The following is a 17,767-nucleotide window of genomic DNA, read 5'->3' on the forward strand; positions in this document are numbered from 1 at the left end:
TTCGACATCTACGCACAGCCTATGAAAATTTTATTAACGGGTACCACCGGTTACATCGGTAAGCGGTTATTGCCACAACTGCTTGAAAAAGGGCATCATGTAACCTGTTGTGTGCGGGATAAAAGCAGGTTTGATGTTCTTGCCTATAAAAGCTTAAACATCACTGTCATTGAGGTAGACCTGTTAAAGGAAGAAACTTTAAAAGACATTCCAGATGATATCGATGCCGCATATTACCTGGTTCATTCGATGTCCGGAGGCGGCGACTTTAGTAAACTGGAGGCGCAAAGCGCAGAGAACTTTAGCAGGAGAATGAACAAAACGACTGCCCGGCAGCTGATTTACCTGAGCGGGATTACCAGTGAACAAAAACTTTCCAAACACCTTTCATCACGCAAAAACGTAGAAGATATTTTTAAAAAAGGGAGTACCCCCTTAACGGTACTGCATGCAGGTATTATTGTTGGCTCCGGAAGTGCATCCTTTGAGATCATCCGTGACCTTGTAGAAAAGTTACCCGTTATGATTGCACCAAAATGGGTACATACCAAGTGCCAGCCGGTAGCCATAAGGAATGTTCTTGAGTTTTTATCTGGCGTATTACTCAGGGCAGATACCTTTAACCATTCTTTTGATATCTATGGGCCGGACATCCTGACCTATAAAGAAATGCTGATGGAATTTGCAGCATCAAGAAAATTGAAGCGAAAGATTTGGGTAGTTCCTGTAATGACGCCAAGACTTTCTTCCTACTGGCTTTATTTTGTGACCTCAACTTCTTATTCTTTGGCTAAGAACCTGGTAGAAAGCATGAAGATCGATGTAGTGGCAAAACCAAATGATCTTTCAGAACGTTTATCCATAAATTTATTGAGCTATAGAGAGGCTTTAGAGATCGCTTTTGATAAAATAGAACAGAACCAAATCTTATCCAGCTGGACAGATGCCCTTAGCGGGAGAACATTTAGCACCGGACTTTCCAGGCATATTGAAGTACCATTGCATGGCTGTATGCGGGATGTTAAAAAGATAAAGATAAAAGATGTTGAACCCGTATTGGACAGGATCTTTTCCATTGGCGGTAGTTCCGGATGGTATTATGCAGACTGGCTTTGGGGCATCCGCGGATTTATTGATAAGCTATTTGGGGGTGTGGGACTAAGAAGGGGAAGGCGTAACCGGTCGGTGATCTCTGCTGGAGAATCGCTGGATTTCTGGCGTGTACTGTATGCAAACAGGGAGGAACGCAGGTTGTTGTTATATGCGGAAATGAAACTTCCGGGAGAAGCCTGGCTGGAATTTAAAATTGGCAAAGATCTTGTACTGGAGCAAACGGCTACTTTCCGTCCACTTGGCATTATGGGCAGATTATATTGGTATAGCGTACTGCCTTTTCATGGATTTATTTTTAAGGGAATGATCCGCAGACTAGCGGGACTGATCCGTTAAAAATATCTCAAAAAATACCTTGATGGATGTTTTAAATTTTTAAAATTCTAATAGTTTTGTAAAACTGACGATTGTCAGCATATAATAGTTTATGAATAATTACCAAGTTGACCTAACGAACTGTGATAAAGAGCCGATCCATATACCTGGTAAAGTTCAGTCACACGGATTTCTTATAGCCATAAGTTCTTTAACCTTTCAGGTTACTTATGTAAGTGAAAATGTAACGGAGTTTCTGGATCTGTCTGCTGTGAAAATATTAGATATGGATGCATCCGCACTTGGTGCATTCTTTTCAAAAGATGGCGAAGATATAGATTTGGGCCAGCTCCTTAAACTGGGAAAGAGTCAAAATAGCTTTGATATTATTAATCCGTATAAATTCAGGATCAAAGATGAACCGTATTACCTGATCATTCACCAGTCGGCAGACGATTTTGTATTGGAATTTGAGCAGATCACCCTGGAGTATGACATTCAAAATATCATAGGTAGGTCCATATCTCAGATCCTAACGAACAAATCGCTTATCGGGCTTCTCAGTAATGCTGCGCAGGAAGTTAAAAACATCATCGAATATGACAGGGTCATGATCTATCGTTTTCTGGATGATGGTCATGGTGAAGTGGTGGCTGAAGTGAAGAACGAAGACCTGGAGCCATTTTTTGGCTTACACTATCCGGCATCTGATATTCCAAAACAAGCCAGGGAACTGTATAAATTGAATTATACACGCATCATTGCAGATGTAGAAACGACAAGTTCTGCCATTGCTACCTATATTCTGGATAAACCGCTGGATTTGACAAATTCCGGTCTCCGTGCCGTATCACCCATACACATCCAGTATTTGAAAAATATGGGTGTTGCATCTAGTTTTAGTATTTCACTAATGGCTAATGGAGAATTATGGGGATTAATTGCCTGTCATAATTATAGCCCTAAATTTATTGATTATAAGGCAAGGGAAGGGGCTAAGCTAATTGGACAGATTCTGTCGTCCGCATTAGAATACCGGCAGGGAGAAGAAGATACGGAAAAAAGCAATCTGTTAAATGAAGCGGTTCAGGATCTTTCTGGTTATTTGGAAAAAGATCCGGATCTGATCTCGGCATTGACCCGTCATAAAGTTTCTTTACTGGATGTGACGCACAGCTCTGGCGTTGCTTTTTTTTATGAGAAACAGTTATATACCATGGGGCAGACTCCTGCCATAGATGACCTCAATGAACTTTGCAGATGGCTAAAACAAACCATGCAGGAATCTGTTTACCACACCCATCAGCTGCCTGAAGTTTATAAACCCGCAAGGGATTATGCAGATCTTGCAAGTGGTATCCTGGCGTGTATGCTTTCTAAAGAATTGGGAGAACTCATTATCTGGTTTAAACCGGAGCAAATTGAAACGATAAACTGGGCTGGTAATCCGGAAAAACCCGCAGAGCCTGATGTTGATGGTAATATCATACTTTCACCAAGACATTCATTTGAAAGCTGGGCGCAGATCGTTAAAAATACATCCTCAAGATGGCGTGGGTCGGAGATTTCCGGTGTCTTAAAACTTCGGGAACGGGTATTGGCTGCTATCCATAAGAAAGCCAATGAGATCAGGATCTTAAATGAACGTTTAAAGCTGGCGTACGATGAACTGGACACTTTTAGCTACACGATCTCACACGATCTAAGGACCCCGCTGACTTCTATAAAAAGCTATACAGAACTTTTTCTGGCACAAAATAAGGAGTTGGATGAGAAGGGGAAAAAATTACTCGATCGCGTAGTTAGCGGTGCAGATAAGATGGCGTTTCTGATCAATGAAATTTTGAAACTGGCCAGGGTGGGAAGATCTGATATTCAATTTGCGACAATAAATGCTCAGAAACTGGTTCAGGAAATTACATTAGAGGTGATTTCGGCTTTAAATGCACCACATGTGAAAGTGGTTGTAGGGGACTGCCCTGATCTGACAGGAGATCAAACTTTAATCACACAGGTATTCACCAACCTGATCAGCAATGCCATAAAGTATTCTGAAAAGTCTCCGGATCCTGAGGTTTATATAGAAGGAAAGCTAGTGGGTGATGAAGTAATTTACAGTATTAAAGATAATGGCATTGGTATTGATGTAAATTATCACGATAAGGTGTTTGAGCTTTTCAAACGCATGGATAATGTTAGGGATTACGAAGGCACGGGAGTAGGCTTGGCTATTGTTAAGCGTATTATAGAACGTCACAATGGGAGAATTTGGTTTGAGAGTGAGTTAAAAGTGGGTACAGTATTTTATATCGCATTTAAAAAATAGGATTATGGTTTCGCCGGATATATTTTATGTTGAGGATGATCAGGACTTTGCGTTTATCCTGGAACATGCTGTAAAGGAAGTTAGGGACGACCTGACGCTCAGTGTGGTGGAAGATGGGAGAGATGCCATCCAGGCTCTTGAACGTTTCGCAGAAGATAAGCTGAGGCCTAAAATAATTCTGTTAGATCTTAACCTGCCTGGTCTTTCTGGTTTGGATGTACTAAAAAGAATTAAGGAGATCCCTTATCTTAGACATACACCGGTTATTTTATTCTCCACATCCGATGATCCTATGGATGTTAAAGCATCGTATGAATTTGGTGCAAATGCATACATTACGAAACCATCAGGATATAATAATTTAATTACCTGCATACGGTCCTTACATGAATTCTGGTTCAATCAGAATAAGACGATCAATTAGATCATAATCATTTAAATCCAGATCATAATAACTTAAATTATACAACCCTGAATTGAAAAATTCAGGGTTTTTTGTAATCATTTAAATATTCAGGCTCAGATCATCATCTTCGTCATGATTCAGATCTGAATCGTCATCGTAATCAAAGTCGGTTTCTTCAGGCTCTGCATCTCCTTCAAAATCTTCATCAATATTCTCTCCATACAGATCATCATCCTCCAAAACATCGTCATCATCTTCGGGGTCTGACGGAGGAGGGACTTGCTGGTTTATTTTAAGATCTAAATCGTCAGTTTCTGCAGTAAGTGCTGGATCAGTGATCACTTTTTGTTCAAGGGTTTCCATAACAGTATTTATTTAATGAAATAACGAATAAACGGTTCAGAGGATTCTAAATTTAACGTCTTTTAAGCAGCAGGCAGGAATTGATTTACTTTTTCCAGCATGATACTGAGATCAAATGGTTTTGGAAGAAAACCATCTGCACAGGATTTTTTACGCATCAGATCTTCTGGAAAATGTGCCGACATCATCAAAACAGGGATCTTTCCGGATTTCTCCCTGTTTTTAATAGCTGCGCAAACTTCAAGTCCATCACCATCAGGAAGTCTCACATCCAGTAAGAACAGGTCTGGTAAGGTCTTATTAACTGCTTTATTAAATGCAGAAACGGTTTCAAATAAGTGGACATCAAAACCTTCTTCACTTAGATAATATTGAAGGATATACCCAATATCCTCATTGTCTTCTACGATATATATGCACTTTTTCATGACTTTCAATTTAATGATAACCAATAATTTAGGTATTTTTAAATAGAACACTTCGAAAGACAGAAAGTTTTGAACAGGTGTTTGTTAGATGCTATTGCTTATTTAACCTGGCCTCTTCAAGATCCAGGTTATCTTCCATATCGCGGAGTACTTCATGATCAAATTCTTTGGTGGTCTTGATCTTTCTAAGTCCTGCCCGTCTAAGGTCAATCAGTTCCAGCATAATATCGCGGTATAATTTTCTTACCGACGTAACCTGTTCTTTCTGAGTCTGTTCGATCCTTGTTCGCTCTGTGGCGTTGATACTGCGCTCCAGTTGCTCTTTGATCCGTGCAATGGTTTCAAACTGGCTCATTTCACTGCTGTATTTTTTATTCAGGTGCAGAACAGATTCTTTGGCCAGCTGCAGGCGTATCGACTCCATCTGATCTCCTTCAGGTACATGTTCGTCAATCTCCTCTACTTTTAGCCATTTTAATACGAGCGGAAGGGTTAATCCCTGGAAAACCAGGGTGACCAATATGACGATGAACGTAATAAATAAGATCATATTCCGATGTGGAAAAGGATCACCATTATTTAAGGTAAGCGGAATGGCAAGTGCAGAAGCTAAAGAGACCACGCCCCGCATGCCCGCCCATCCAATAATAAAGGGAAGCTTTAATCCCGGGCTTTTCTCTCTTCTCCTGATGCCTGCACTTAAAAACCTTGGAATGAAACCTGCTGCATACACCAATACGATCCGTGCAACAATTACAATCGCACTGATGATCAATGCGTACTTAATTGCATCTTCCATTGAATATTCTTCCAGTCCGTTAATGATGACGGGCAGTTCCAATCCAATCAGGATAAATACAAAACCGTTTAGCAGAAATCCCAGGGTAGCCCAAACTTCTTTGGTTTGAAGACGTGTATGGTAGTTTAAGAAATCATTGGACCGAAAGGACAAAAACAGACCACCACTAACTACTGCCAATACGCCAGACCAATGAAACTCTTCTGCAACGATGTACATCAGGTACGGTGCAATTAAAGTGATTGGTGTAGTGATACTTGATGATTTAGCCCAGTGTTTAAGAACGAAATATAAGATGTGCGCAATAACCAAACCCACTACAACACCCATAACTGCAAGGATCAGAAAGTCTGTAGCCGCTTTTTGAAATACAAACTGTCCGGTTAATATCGCTGCAATGGCGAAACGGAATACCGTTAACGAGGCTGCGTCATTAACCAGGCTTTCGCCTTCAAGCATGGTTAATCCTCTTCTTGGCATCTTTACACCTTTCAACACTGATGTGGCTGCAACGGCATCGGGTGGAGAGATGACACCTCCAAGTAAAAAGCCAAATGCGAGTGTAAAGCCCGGAATGATACTGACCGAAAAATAAGCGATGGCCAGTGAGGTGATCAGTACAAGCCCAAAACCCAATAGAAAGATAGATCTTTTCCACTTCCAGAAATCATTCCAGGAAGTATACCAGGCCGCTTCAAATAAAAGAGGAGGCAGGAAAATGAGAAATACCATATCCGGATCAATGCTTACTGCAGGAATTCCAGGTATAAAACTAATGCCTAAGCCGCCTATAACCAGAAAAATAGGATAGGAGATCTTCCAGCGCTGGCTAAGCAGGTAAAGCATGGCCATGGCAAAGAATAAGGCAAGGATTAAAAGCAGGTTGGCATGTATCATCCCGTAAAAATAGCAAAATGCCTGAAGATAGTGCCAATCTGTACAGTTAAGGCATTATTATTCTGATTTAATTGCTTCTGCAGGATTAGCAGTTGCTGCTTTATAAGCTTGCTGACTTACCGTTAGAAATGCAATGACCAATGTAAATAATGAAGATAAAATAAGTATAAACCAGTTGATTGCAATGTGAAAATCAAATTTAGACAACCAGATATTCATCAATATGTAAGTAACAGGTAAAGCGATCAGAATGGCAAGCAAGACCATTTTAATAAATTCAAACGATAGTAGCTGGATGAGGCTTTTTGTAGATGCGCCGAGTACTTTTCTAATCCCAATTTCTTTAGTGCGCAGTTCAGCGCTGTATGCCGATAACCCAAGTAAACCGAGACAGGAAATAAAAATAGATAGTCCACTGAATAAGTTCGATAAAATAGAAAGAACACGCTCCTGATCTAATTTAGATTGATACAATTCATCGACAAACTTAATGTCGACCGGATATGCCGGATTAATTTCCTTACTGATCTTCCGGATCGTTTCCATTTGATCTGCAATATTTCCAGAGCTATTTAGCCGCATGGTAATTACTTCGGTATTAAATTTCCCATAGGCAATGACCATTGGCATTTCTTGCCTGGATGGGTTACCCCAGATGATATCTTCAAATACGCCAACTACCGTTCTTTTAATTCCTTGAAATAAAATCAATTTTCCGATCGGATCTTTGAGGTTCATTTGTTTTATGGCAGTGTGGTTGAGTAATATTGAAGTGTTATCAGATACACTGTTTTCCTGGAAATCCCTGCCGCTGATCAATTTTACACCTGTTGTCTTTACGAAATCAGTTCCCGTAAAAATTTGATTAAAGCCAATTGTTTTATCTAATTCAGACATACCCGGCCATTCTACTCCTTGTGTTGATGAATTTTGCAATGCAATGCTTCCGGAGGTTTGACATATAGAGGTAACGGCTCCGGTAACAAGCAGTTTTGTTTTAAACAGGTCGTATTTTTGAAGCAAGGCACCTTCCTGCGGCATTTGTATCAATGCATGGTTATCGTATCCGGTAGGCCTGTTTTTAATGTGCTGTAGTTGTTTGTAAATGATTATTGTTCCTGTGATCAGGAAAACAGCAAATCCAAATTGTACGATCACCAATGCTTTTCTAAAGTTTATTGAAAATGAGGAACCCGATTTGATGTTATTTTTTAATGTTTGTACAGGTTCGAAAGCTGAAAGGTAAAATGCAGGGTAGCTACCCGAAAGAATGCCCGTGATTCCTGCTGTCAGGATAATCCATGCCCAATTTAGAGCGCTTAATGAACCAAGTTTCAGCTGCATACTGATTAGGCTATTTAAAGTTGGTAGCGTAATTTCCACCAGGATAATGGCAATGATTAAACTGCAAAATACCAATATTGTTGATTCAAGCAGGTATTGACTAATTAAAGAGATTTTTGTAGCTCCGATCGTTTTTCGGATACCTACCTCTTTTGCCCTTTTGGTAGAACGTGCAGTGGCGAGGTTCATGAAATTGATGCAGGCAATAAGTAGTATTCCAATACCCAGTCCGATGAAGATTTTTACCTGTTCAAAACGTCCGCCGCTTGGCTGACCATTTATAAATTCACCATTGAGGTGGTTTGCCAAGAGCGGATAGATAAATGGTTCATTCCTTGAGTTTTGGTCATGTTTTTTTAAAAAGTTCCTGAAGCCCGGGTTGAATTCTGCCACATTAACATGATCATTGAGTGTTAGCAAGGTATAAAAAGAATAATTTCCCCATTGCGGCCCTTTTGGCCATAGTCCCAGGTTTTCATTTAGCGATACCAGTGATTCAAAGCGATAGCTTACATTATCAGGCAAGTCCCGGATGATGCCGGTGACGTTCAAATCTGCCGAATTTTCAAACCTGATCACCTGGTTTAACACATCGGTACTGCCAAATAGTCTTTTTGCTGCGGTTTCAGATAGAATAATGGAATTTGGTTCTGAGAATGCCTTTTCCGGATTTCCACTGAGAAATTCAAACGTGAATATTTTGAGTATATCAGGATCTGCGAATCTGTTATCTACCTTAATGCTGTTGTTGTTATTTCCGATCAGGCTTTTCTGTGGCCAGGTGATTTTTGCAATATTCTTAATCCCTGAAAGCTCTTGTCTCATGGTTTCTGCTAAGACGTCAGGAGTTTGTGCGCCTGTACCAATAATATGATTTGAATGGTCATTGAAGTTCACTTTAACCTCGTAAATGTGCTCAGAATTTTTATAATACCTGTCAAATTTATATTCACCGGAAACATAAAGGAAAAGTATTAGACAGGCACTTAAACCTATTGCAAAACCACCTAAATTGATGAAAGTAAATCCTTTGTTCCTTAATAGGTTTCTTACTGCGATTTTAAAACTGAGTAGATGCATATTTTTTCAAGTTTAAGTTGCGGGTAGCAGGTAACTAAACTTATGCCAAGGCCATGTATTGTGTTAAAAGCTGTATTGCAAGCCGTTTCACCAATTTTGATACCGAATAAGAACACTATACTGTTCGATTATGTACAGCAGGCGTTCGTTAACGGTCAGGTTGGTCTACTGATAATCTTTTATCTAAAAAAATGATAAGCCTTTAGTTAAGGTGTGTGTTTAGGTGTCTTAATTTATAAGTAATTTAAATGTTGTTGTTTAATGTAATTGGTTTTTTATTTAATATCTTGCTTCATATCAAATGAATTATTTAAATCAAATTAACGTATGAAGAATTTATTCTTAAATGATATATTGATTATTCTGGAAATGCAAACACTTGTCTATTCGGAAAAATAAATGTGATTAAACTCTTAATTAACGCTAAAATCTATGAAAATTTCCAACAATGACCCTTTTGATCTCCATCTTTGTATGCGGGGATTGGGTAATTTAATCACTCACATGCATTCTGAATTGTATGAATATTTATACTATTTCACCTTTAAAAAAAGCATGAAAGCTTATGCTGGTGAATTTAATGATGCATGGGATCAAGGAATAAATGATCTTGACTTTTTTAAGGAAATTGAAGATCCTTTTGTTCAGAATTGCTTTCTGGCAGAAATCATGCTGATCGACTGCAAAAATGAAATGGTCAGAAGATTTGGGATTGATGAAATAGAAGATCTTAATGATGAACATATTCTATTGCAATCTGAGCGTTTCAAACCTTATTTTTTAGTGTATAAAAATTCCAAGAGTTATAAAAAACTGCGGTTATTTTATATCAGGGCCTTAACCGATCATATTAAAAGCCTGCATCTGTATGCCAGTGCAATAACTGCTCAAAGCTATAAAGTGCCAAAGGTGCTCAGACAACAGTTAGACCTTCCGGGTGAGGAATCGATGAAGTTTCTGAATCATGAAGATAATAATGTGATCCTGCTAATGGAATTGATGACCGGATTAAAAAAGATCCTTGAAGATTTTAAAGTCTTAAATATGCCAAAGCCTCCCCGGGGTAAAGGGAATTCAAAAACTACTCCAACGGGTAGCCCTAAAACATAAGACAGAAATAACCCTTTTAACCCATTATCTTCCTTTTTAATACTTTAATAAAAGAGGTTAAAAAAGGCATGGTCTTTAAACTGCTCATGATCTTTAAGTCGCCCGTCAAAGTGCTTTCAGCATCCAGAAAAGAGAAAACCATTTTGGCATTGGTTCTTTTAAAAAGATCAGTGAATAGCTGGTGGCCTTTGTATTTACCGGAATCCAGTACATCAAGAAGAGTCGCATCGTACAGCTTTTCCTTTTTTCCTATATGCTCGTGTTTGAAAAAAGGCTGACCGGTTGTATTCCATGCTTCCAATATCCGGGTGATTGTTTTTTGTACGTTTGAAAATGTATATCCTGTAGAACCCCTGGTATCACCTCCAATGGTTCCGATGTACATTACATTTCCAGTGCTCCGGTCAAAAATATGATCCGTCATAGGAATTACGCCAAACTCAGTCTCCAGTATCTCATAGTTTTTGACACCCAATACTTCCTGCAGGTATTTAGCTATTTTAACATCATATTCTTCGGCATCAAGGAGCTGTTTTGAAAACAAGGTATACTCAATAAAAACCTCATTTTGAGCCATAGGCAGGGTATAGAAAAAAGTAGTACCATGTTCCTGACTGGTTCTGAAGTCCATCAGATAAGCTTCACTGACCTCAAAATCCCTGTCTGCAGTTTTAATCCTGATCCCCTTAAAGTGCTGCATGAAATAGTGTCCGCCTTTTTTTGATTCAGGTTTCTGAAAGATAGAACTAAAAGCATATCTGCACCAATAAGAACCTGTTGAAGTTTTCACTTTGCAGCCATACGTTTCAGAAACTACGGATTCTACAGCTTCAATTCGCCATTCTATTCTGCCCAGATCAGCAAGTTCTTTCCGGATATACTGATAAAAATCTTTACTACGGATGGTATTATAAGTATATGGCAGATGATTCAATTCCAGCCGCTCACCGCTATTGGCGTAAAAAACAAGCTGCTGCCACTTATGATCAATTAGGTTTTCAAATACAGAAGGTTCTTTTTCCCAGAATGACCAGGTTCTGTCGTTGCTTTCCTTAGTCTCCTGATCAATGATCAGCACACGTTCGTTCTTCCAGGTGCCTGATTTAAAAGCCCTGAATACCAGGCTTAATCCAGCAAGCCCGCCTCCGCAAACAATGATGTCGTAGTCCTGAACGTGTTCGTTTTTAATTTGATCTGCCACAGGCATAAACATAATTAAAAAGCTTGGAAATGCTAGGAACAGATATTCTTTAATCTAAAAATAGTCGCATGAGGCGTATAACTTAATATAAAATTAATTATACCAATTGGTATAATTAAACTAAGTTTGTATAAACAATTGAATAGATATGAATTTAAAAAGGGTAGTTGTTACAGGACTTGGAGCATTAACTCCGCTTGGTAACGATGTAAAAACTTTCTGGAAGAATATTGTAGCCGGCAAAAGCGGCGCTGCAGACATTACACGTTTTGATGCTACTTTGTTCAGGGCACGTTTTGCCTGTGAACTGAAAGACTTCAATGCAGCAGATTACCTGGACAGGAATGATCTGAAAAGAACAGATGCCTTTACTCAATATGCATTGGTGGCATCAGACGAAGCCATTAAAGATTCCGGTTTCGAACTTTCTAAAATGGATCCTTTTGATATAGGCGTGATCTGGGGTTCAGGACAAGGGGGTATGGAAACTTTTGAGCAGCAGATCAGTGAATTTGCACTTGGAAACGGACAGCCGCGATTTAGCCCGTTCTTTATTCCAAAACTGATCTCCAATATGTCATCAGGTTTGATTTCCATCCGTAATGGCTATATGGGCATCAACTATACCACCGTTTCTGCATGTGCCACATCCAATACGGCAATCATGGATGCCTTTAATTACATTAGATTAGGTAAAGCTAAGATCATCATCACTGGTGGTTCAGAAGCGCCCATTACTACAGCGTCACTGGGTGGTTTTAATTCAATGAAAGCGATGTCCATCCGCAATGATGATCCGCAGGCAGCCTCCAGACCATTTGACGTGGACCGTGATGGGTTTGTAATTGGTGAAGGCGCTGGTGCGCTCGTATTGGAAGATTATGACCATGCTGTAAAAAGAGGTGCGCACATTTATGGTGAAATTACAGGTGCCGCGATGACAGCCGATGCATATCACATGACAGCTACCCATCCTCAGGGACTGGGTGCAGCCAAGGCGATGGAACTGGCACTTACAGAAGCAGGGATCTCTATTGCGGATGTGGATTATCTGAATGCACATGCTACTTCAACTCCGGTTGGAGATCTGTCAGAGATCAATGCGATCCTGTCGCTCACGGGAGGTGAGAAGTCGAAACTGATGATCAGTTCTACCAAATCAATGACCGGACATTTGCTGGGTGCTGCAGGAGCTATTGAGGCCATTGTTGCATTAATGTCCATCGCAGATAATGTAATACCACCAACCATCAATACGACAAACATTGATCCTGCCATTCCTGCACATTTAAATATTGTTACGGGACAAGCTGAAGCCAGAGCGGTGAATGTGGCTATGAGCAATACCTTCGGTTTTGGCGGACATAACGGTATTGTCGTGTTTCAATCGGTTTAAGTTTTAACCATGAGCAATCCAGCATCATCCTCTAAAGCAGAACGAACAAGGACGTTTATTATTGAAAAAACAGCAGATGTGTTCAATAAAAAAGGATATGCAGGTACTTCCCTTTCTGATTTAACCGGAGTAACCGGGTTAACAAAGGGAAGTATCTATGGAAACTTTGAAAGTAAGGAAGAAGTTGCCTTAGCCGTTTTTGATTACAATTATGAACGGATCGTACGCATAACCCAGGAAGAAATCTTAAAGGCTGATACCTTTCATGCCCGGCTGATGGTTTATGCCCGCGTATACAAAAATATGATACTTGATCCGCTTCATCCTGGTGGCTGCCCAATCCTGAATACAGCAATTGAAGCTGATGATACCAATCCTCAACTCAGGGAAAAGGCGGCTAAAGCAATTGACAGCTGGCAGCAGCGTATTTCCTGGATCATCAATGATGGAATAGCTGCTGGTGAATTTAAGGCAGATGTTCCCGTTTCACGGGTTGCCCTTTCTATAATTGCACTAATTGAAGGAGCAGTGATGATTGCGAAGGTAACCGGTGACCCGGCGCGGATGGATGAAATTATGCGCACTGTAGCCACGCTTATTGAAGAAATGAAAAGTAAATAAAGAGGAATTTAAATAGTAACTTTTAATTATAAAATCGTATATTAGATTCATCTTCTGGCGATTTATCACGCTGACCTTCAAACCCATTTTTTGTCTCCATATTGGATAGTAAGTGTTCGACTGCTGTTCGACTCCGCTTCGGGTACGCTTGCTATCTTGTTGCTGTCTTCCTGCTGTCTCCTTCGTGTTTCGTTCGGGTCTTGTTCTGCTATTGCCCTATTAAACCCATATTTAACCACTACGGATGCAGTAATATAGTGCTGCCTGGTGTAGGCCCAGCGTATCCCGTCTCCAATACCATAGTTCATACAGCCATCCTGAAAGCTGTAGAAAATGTGTTTGGATAGAATAATTGAAAGATTTCCGGAATATATTAATAACTAATGATGCTTCCCTGCCGTAAAGTTTCTTCTGTGTGTATTTTAAGCCTTTCCAGGTGATTTAAATAGCTTGATGCATACTTGTCCTCATTCCCAGTCTTTTGAAGCTGTGCAGCCGTTGTTTTTTAATTTTGAATTACATGTTGGAATCTGTTTCAGAAATTTTTTAATTATAACTGAAATGGGAGTGAATCTTTATATATTTGCTCAGTCAGATCAGTTAACGATCTTCCTGGAACACATGAAAACAAACAAACTTTTTGTAGCCACACTATTTATTTTTTTAGCAGCTGCCCTGAATGCTGCAGCGGTTAAGATCGGTAGTCCGAAGAGTACCCTTAAAGTCCTTTATGTAGGATATAGTCCGGATAAACCCATGCCTGCAAACGTGGTTTATTACAGTACCTCAGTTCCGGTAGTTGAACAGGTTTACAAAGCCAGGATGGCTGATTTTAAAACTTTTCTGGAAAGCCGGTTTAGCCAGGTAGAAATAGTCGACGTAAGAAACTATACTCCAGCCATGTCTGACCGGGCTGATGTAACGATCATGGATGCTGGTCCGGTAAACCTGCCTGCTGACTTTGACCGCCCAATGATCCTGATGCATGCGATGGCCCCAAATGTTGGATTGCCAATTGGTTTGAAGTTCGACTGGTATTGCCAGTGCCTGGATGACGATGCACTAAATATCAATACCAAGCATGAAATATTTAACAGCCCCAATAAAGTTAAACTGACCATGGTTAACAGACCAACTCCAGGTTCTTTCTTTAACGGCTTTCAGGGTGCAAATACCCCTAAAGAAATGCCGATGTGGAAAGTTGTAAAAGAAGAGGCTTCTGCGAACGGTAAATATGTGATTGGTATGGTTGCGCATGGTGAGGGTTTTAATGACTCCCCGGATGCAGAAGCAATCTCTGGTGGTGTTTGTCTGAAAAATGCGGAAGCTGTTTCTTTAGGCAGACAGGGTAATTATTTTATGTGGGGCTTCTCTGCTTCCCCGGATTATATGACGGACGAAGCCAAAGATGTATTTGTGAACACGGTAGCCTATATCAAAAAATATGATCACATGCCTGCCATTGTGAAGAAAGTACAAATTACAACGCGTGAGGGTATCGATGAAATGATCTATCGCACAGACCGTAAATTATATGATAATGCAATCGTTTCAAGAAAAGAAGGGAATGCCCGGATGCTTAAAATGCAAAAGGACCTTCTGGATAGAAAAGCAGCAGGTGAGGATATAGGCCGTGGAAATGAAATGTTTCTTAAAATGCCCATTACCAATGATGTAGAAAGTTTTGAAGATTATCTGAAGACTCAAAATTGTATTGAGATGTTCAATAAGTTTGGAACAAATACGGCTGGATACATTAAATATTATAAAGATAATTATGAATACTATTATCCTTCAGGTACCTATTCATTGCAGCTGGATGAAGATGCTCAAAAGCTGGGGATCTCTAACCGTAAGGTGGAACTTTTAGAAAAATGTGTCCGGATGCTGGAGAAAAATGAAAATGCTGCGTCTGCTCAAAAGCTCCTGGAGCGGTATACAGTAGAAAAGTTCAGTACAGCAGCAGAATGGAGAACCTGGCTTACTAAAAATAAAGGTAACCTGTTCTTTACCGAAGCCGGTGGGTTTAAATTCATGGTAAATACTTATGGCAAACGTATTCCTGTATCAGTAGAAACAACCCAGGTTAAGGAAGTTGAAACTAAGGCAGATAAACCGACTTTGGATGATCCCGTAGCTGTTTCAGCAAAGTTTGTTTACTCAGCAGATAAGAAAAGTGGGGAGCTGATCGTCAATGCAGCCCTTTTAAAAGGATGGCATATTTATGCGTTGGTTCCTTCTGACAGCCCATTTATACCAACAGAAACCAAGATTGAACTACCAGAGGGTGCTGTTTTGAAATCTGACTGGCAAACATCAGCTGCTTTGCCTTTTCCTGGTAATGATGGTGTTTATGTATTCGAAGATCAGGTATCCTTTAAGATCAGTATTGACATGACCAATGTTAAATCAAACGGCCTTATAAAATGTGGTTTGTTTTACCAGACCTGTGATGAGAACAAATGCTTTCCGCCTGTAACAAAAATGGTTGAAGTACGCGTACCTCAATCGGCCAATAAAGCCATTTAAGTGAAATAAAAAATGCGGTAATAAAAGAGGGTGAGTGGATTACTGGTCTTCTTTCTGATAGACGTGGTCTGCGAGCTTATAACCGGTATTGGCGCGCTTAATGTTCACGTCGTTCTCAACGCTCTCAACGTTCTCCTCATTTTTGTCATCCAGAAAAACAAGTATGATCAGGGAGATGATGGGAATTAGAAAGGAAATAAAGAACCAGAACCAGAAACTTCTGCCCAGGCTTTTTGCGAATATTCCGGCAATGGTTTGAGGTAAGATAAGGCCCAATAGTAAAAGAAGTTCAACCATAACGAATCCCGTAAATCTATTACAAACTTAGTAAAAAGAACGTTTAAATATAGCTTTCTTTTACTGCTGAAGTGAGTATGCTTACCGCCTCTTCCAGTTCGGGAATGGTTAAGTTGCCGAAACCAAGCCGCATGGCAGTAAAGGTATCGGTTTGATACAAGAGCTCTTGTGGTAAATATAGATTCTTCTTAAGGCAGTTTTTACTAATGCGCATCAGGTTGAGCTTGGGATTCCACCGGGTCCATACGGAAAGTCCGCCCGGAGGAGAGCTGAAGTCGACTTCTTCCTTCAACTGATCCTGCAGCAGGGTGGTAAAATAATCTCTTCGTTCCTGGTAAATTTTAACTGCTTTTTTCAAATGCCGCTGTATTTCTTTTTCCTCCAGAAGTTCAGCAAGCGCCTGTTCCATGAGCATATCTCCCTGCCTGTCTACCAATCGCCGAAACTTAGCCATCTCTGCGATCAGATTTTCCGGTGCGATCAGGTATCCCGAACGAAAGCCAGGTGCCAGTGATTTGCAGAACGAACCAATATATACCACCATTCCATTGGTATCGGCACTGGCTAAGGGAAGTACAGAGTTTCCGTTATAATGGAAATCATAATCATAATCATCCTCAAGGATAATGAACCCATAGGCAGATGCCAGGTTGAGCAATTCAACCCGTCGTTCTGCACTTAAGGTTACTGTTGTTGGGTAATGATGGTGTGGGGTTAGGTACAATAACCGGATCTTTTTTGTCTGGCATAGCTTACGGATCGCTTCTACAGAAATCCCTTCATTATCCACGGGAACAGAGATGATCTTTCCGCCCGACTGCTGAAAACACATATTCGCAAGGTAATAGCTTAGGTTGCCCACTACCACCAAATCGCCCGGTTCAATGAGCATACTTGAGGCCATATAGATGCTCATGTGGATTCCCCTTGTGGTTAGGATGTTATTTTTATTAATGTGCAATCCCCTGGTATTGTTCAGGTAGGCGGCCAGTGTTTCGCGAAAAAACTCATTCCCTTCTACATGACTGTAGCCAAAATGCCTGTAATTGGTCTTGCTTTTTAGAATGCCGCCATAGACTTTGGATAATCTGTTTAGTGGGAGCAGCCTGATATCAGGAAGGCCATCGTTAAACTCCAGCCCGGGAGATGAATTTATGCGGATTGCATCCAGCAGGATACTTTGCTTAAATGCGTAACCCGTTTGAGCGGGATAGCTGGTCAGTATATTTTCCAAATGCGGCAGTTCACGCTGCGTATTTTTGATCCCGTCGTTATTGCGTATAAAAGTTCCTTTATTAGGCCTGATCTCTGTCCAGCCCTGTGCATCAAGTTCATCATATGCGGCAATGATCGTTTTGCGATGAACCTGAAGGTCTGTTGAAAGGCTTCTGGTTCCGGGCAACTGCACCCCCGGTTGCAATACACCTCTTTGTATCGCATTGATCATTTGATGGGCAATCTGAAGATATACGGGTCTGTCTATCGATTTATCGATATGGATCACGCTTGGAAATGGAATTTTAACCGGACTACTCATAAACT

General features: G+C 40.3%; 15 protein-coding genes. 7 read left to right on the top strand and 8 right to left on the bottom strand.

Annotated elements, in window-relative coordinates:
• Positions 1 to 21 precede the first annotated feature (21 nt).
• The 3 genes from ATK78_RS00900 (at position 22) to ATK78_RS00910 (ending at position 4,178) form a co-directional block, all read left to right on the top strand.
• Positions 22 to 1,449 (top strand): SDR family oxidoreductase, encoded by a 1,428-nt coding sequence (locus tag ATK78_RS00900; protein ID WP_133574184.1) that lies wholly within the window; start codon positions 22 to 24, stop codon positions 1,447 to 1,449.
• Between the two features lie 91 nt (positions 1,450 to 1,540).
• Complete coding sequence (locus ATK78_RS00905; RefSeq protein WP_133574185.1) at positions 1,541 to 3,754, top strand: ATP-binding protein; 2,214 nt, start codon at positions 1,541 to 1,543, stop codon at positions 3,752 to 3,754.
• Between the two features lie 4 nt (positions 3,755 to 3,758).
• Positions 3,759 to 4,178, top strand: a complete 420-nt coding sequence (locus ATK78_RS00910) for a response regulator (protein WP_133574186.1) — start codon at positions 3,759 to 3,761, stop codon at positions 4,176 to 4,178.
• Positions 4,179 to 4,259: 81 nt separating this feature from the next.
• On the opposite strand, the gene ATK78_RS00915 is transcribed toward ATK78_RS00910, so the two are convergent.
• The 4 genes from ATK78_RS00915 to ATK78_RS00930 all read right to left on the bottom strand — a co-directional run bounded on the left by ATK78_RS00915 (position 4,260) and on the right by ATK78_RS00930 (position 9,071).
• Entirely contained in the window at positions 4,260 to 4,523 is a 264-nt protein-coding gene (locus ATK78_RS00915) for a hypothetical protein (RefSeq protein ID WP_133574187.1), read from the bottom strand.
• A gap of 62 nt (positions 4,524 to 4,585) precedes the next feature.
• The gene (locus ATK78_RS00920) at positions 4,586 to 4,951 is read right to left on the bottom strand and encodes a response regulator transcription factor (RefSeq protein ID WP_133574188.1); all 366 of its coding nucleotides are present in this window, start codon (positions 4,949 to 4,951) and stop codon (positions 4,586 to 4,588) included.
• Positions 4,952 to 5,042: 91 nt separating this feature from the next.
• Positions 5,043 to 6,647 carry a Na+/H+ antiporter gene (locus ATK78_RS00925; RefSeq protein ID WP_133574189.1) on the bottom strand — a complete coding sequence of 535 codons (1,605 nt, stop codon included), beginning with the start codon at positions 6,645 to 6,647 and terminating at the stop codon, positions 5,043 to 5,045.
• A 57-nt stretch (positions 6,648 to 6,704) separates the two neighbouring features.
• Positions 6,705 to 9,071: an ABC transporter permease gene (locus tag ATK78_RS00930; RefSeq protein WP_133574190.1), complete on the bottom strand. Its 2,367-nt coding sequence runs from the start codon at positions 9,069 to 9,071 to the stop codon at positions 6,705 to 6,707.
• A 432-nt stretch (positions 9,072 to 9,503) separates the two neighbouring features.
• Here ATK78_RS00930 and ATK78_RS00935 point away from each other — a divergent pair, with 432 nt between their 5' ends.
• Positions 9,504 to 10,181, top strand: a complete 678-nt coding sequence (locus ATK78_RS00935) for a hypothetical protein (protein ID WP_133574191.1) — start codon at positions 9,504 to 9,506, stop codon at positions 10,179 to 10,181.
• A 16-nt stretch (positions 10,182 to 10,197) separates the two neighbouring features.
• Here the strand turns inward: ATK78_RS00935 and ATK78_RS00940 are convergent, their stop codons facing one another.
• Positions 10,198 to 11,388 carry a lycopene cyclase family protein gene (locus tag ATK78_RS00940; RefSeq protein WP_166664788.1) on the bottom strand — a complete coding sequence of 397 codons (1,191 nt, stop codon included), beginning with the start codon at positions 11,386 to 11,388 and terminating at the stop codon, positions 10,198 to 10,200.
• A 142-nt stretch (positions 11,389 to 11,530) separates the two neighbouring features.
• On the opposite strand from ATK78_RS00940, the gene fabF reads away from it, so the two are divergent.
• On the top strand, positions 11,531 to 12,778 hold the full coding sequence (fabF, locus tag ATK78_RS00945; RefSeq protein ID WP_133574193.1) for a beta-ketoacyl-ACP synthase II: 1,248 nt from the start codon (positions 11,531 to 11,533) through the stop codon (positions 12,776 to 12,778).
• A 9-nt stretch (positions 12,779 to 12,787) separates the two neighbouring features.
• Positions 12,788 to 13,399, top strand: coding sequence for a TetR/AcrR family transcriptional regulator (locus ATK78_RS00950; protein WP_133574194.1), 612 nt, complete (start codon positions 12,788 to 12,790; stop codon positions 13,397 to 13,399).
• A 77-nt stretch (positions 13,400 to 13,476) separates the two neighbouring features.
• Here the strand turns inward: ATK78_RS00950 and ATK78_RS00955 are convergent, their stop codons facing one another.
• Entirely contained in the window at positions 13,477 to 13,707 is a 231-nt protein-coding gene (locus ATK78_RS00955; RefSeq protein WP_133574195.1) for a hypothetical protein, read from the bottom strand.
• Positions 13,708 to 13,960: 253 nt separating this feature from the next.
• Between ATK78_RS00955 and ATK78_RS00960 the strand changes: the two genes are divergently transcribed.
• The gene (locus tag ATK78_RS00960; RefSeq protein ID WP_166664789.1) at positions 13,961 to 15,928 is read left to right on the top strand and encodes a protein-disulfide reductase DsbD N-terminal domain-containing protein; all 1,968 of its coding nucleotides are present in this window, start codon (positions 13,961 to 13,963) and stop codon (positions 15,926 to 15,928) included.
• A 39-nt stretch (positions 15,929 to 15,967) separates the two neighbouring features.
• Here ATK78_RS00960 and ATK78_RS00965 read toward each other — a convergent pair whose 3' ends face one another.
• The gene (locus ATK78_RS00965; protein ID WP_133574197.1) at positions 15,968 to 16,225 is read right to left on the bottom strand and encodes a hypothetical protein; all 258 of its coding nucleotides are present in this window, start codon (positions 16,223 to 16,225) and stop codon (positions 15,968 to 15,970) included.
• A gap of 43 nt (positions 16,226 to 16,268) precedes the next feature.
• Complete coding sequence (locus tag ATK78_RS00970) at positions 16,269 to 17,762, bottom strand: aminotransferase-like domain-containing protein (RefSeq protein ID WP_133574198.1); 1,494 nt, start codon at positions 17,760 to 17,762, stop codon at positions 16,269 to 16,271.
• Between the last annotated feature and the right edge of the window lie 5 nt (positions 17,763 to 17,767).

It is taken from the genome of Pedobacter metabolipauper (genome assembly GCF_004362715.1).
GTDB lineage: Bacteria > Bacteroidota > Bacteroidia > Sphingobacteriales > Sphingobacteriaceae > Pedobacter > Pedobacter metabolipauper.

Bases quoted from the DNA above. Each gene is read 5' to 3' on its own strand.
- ATK78_RS00900 (WP_133574184.1), top strand. From the start codon at position 22: ATGAAAATTTTATTAACGGGTACCACCGGTTACATCGGTAAGCGGTTA.
- ATK78_RS00905 (WP_133574185.1), top strand. From the start codon at position 1,541: ATGAATAATTACCAAGTTGACCTAACGAACTGTGATAAAGAGCCGATC.
- ATK78_RS00910 (WP_133574186.1), top strand. From the start codon at position 3,759: ATGGTTTCGCCGGATATATTTTATGTTGAGGATGATCAGGACTTTGCG.
- ATK78_RS00915 (WP_133574187.1), bottom strand. From the start codon at position 4,523: ATGGAAACCCTTGAACAAAAAGTGATCACTGATCCAGCACTTACTGCA.
- ATK78_RS00920 (WP_133574188.1), bottom strand. From the start codon at position 4,951: ATGAAAAAGTGCATATATATCGTAGAAGACAATGAGGATATTGGGTAT.
- ATK78_RS00925 (WP_133574189.1), bottom strand. From the start codon at position 6,647: ATGATACATGCCAACCTGCTTTTAATCCTTGCCTTATTCTTTGCCATG.
- ATK78_RS00930 (WP_133574190.1), bottom strand. From the start codon at position 9,071: ATGCATCTACTCAGTTTTAAAATCGCAGTAAGAAACCTATTAAGGAAC.
- ATK78_RS00935 (WP_133574191.1), top strand. From the start codon at position 9,504: ATGAAAATTTCCAACAATGACCCTTTTGATCTCCATCTTTGTATGCGG.
- ATK78_RS00940 (WP_166664788.1), bottom strand. From the start codon at position 11,388: ATGCCTGTGGCAGATCAAATTAAAAACGAACACGTTCAGGACTACGAC.
- fabF (WP_133574193.1), top strand. From the start codon at position 11,531: ATGAATTTAAAAAGGGTAGTTGTTACAGGACTTGGAGCATTAACTCCG.
- ATK78_RS00950 (WP_133574194.1), top strand. From the start codon at position 12,788: ATGAGCAATCCAGCATCATCCTCTAAAGCAGAACGAACAAGGACGTTT.
- ATK78_RS00955 (WP_133574195.1), bottom strand. From the start codon at position 13,707: ATGAACTATGGTATTGGAGACGGGATACGCTGGGCCTACACCAGGCAG.
- ATK78_RS00960 (WP_166664789.1), top strand. From the start codon at position 13,961: ATGGGAGTGAATCTTTATATATTTGCTCAGTCAGATCAGTTAACGATC.
- ATK78_RS00965 (WP_133574197.1), bottom strand. From the start codon at position 16,225: ATGGTTGAACTTCTTTTACTATTGGGCCTTATCTTACCTCAAACCATT.
- ATK78_RS00970 (WP_133574198.1), bottom strand. From the start codon at position 17,762: ATGAGTAGTCCGGTTAAAATTCCATTTCCAAGCGTGATCCATATCGAT.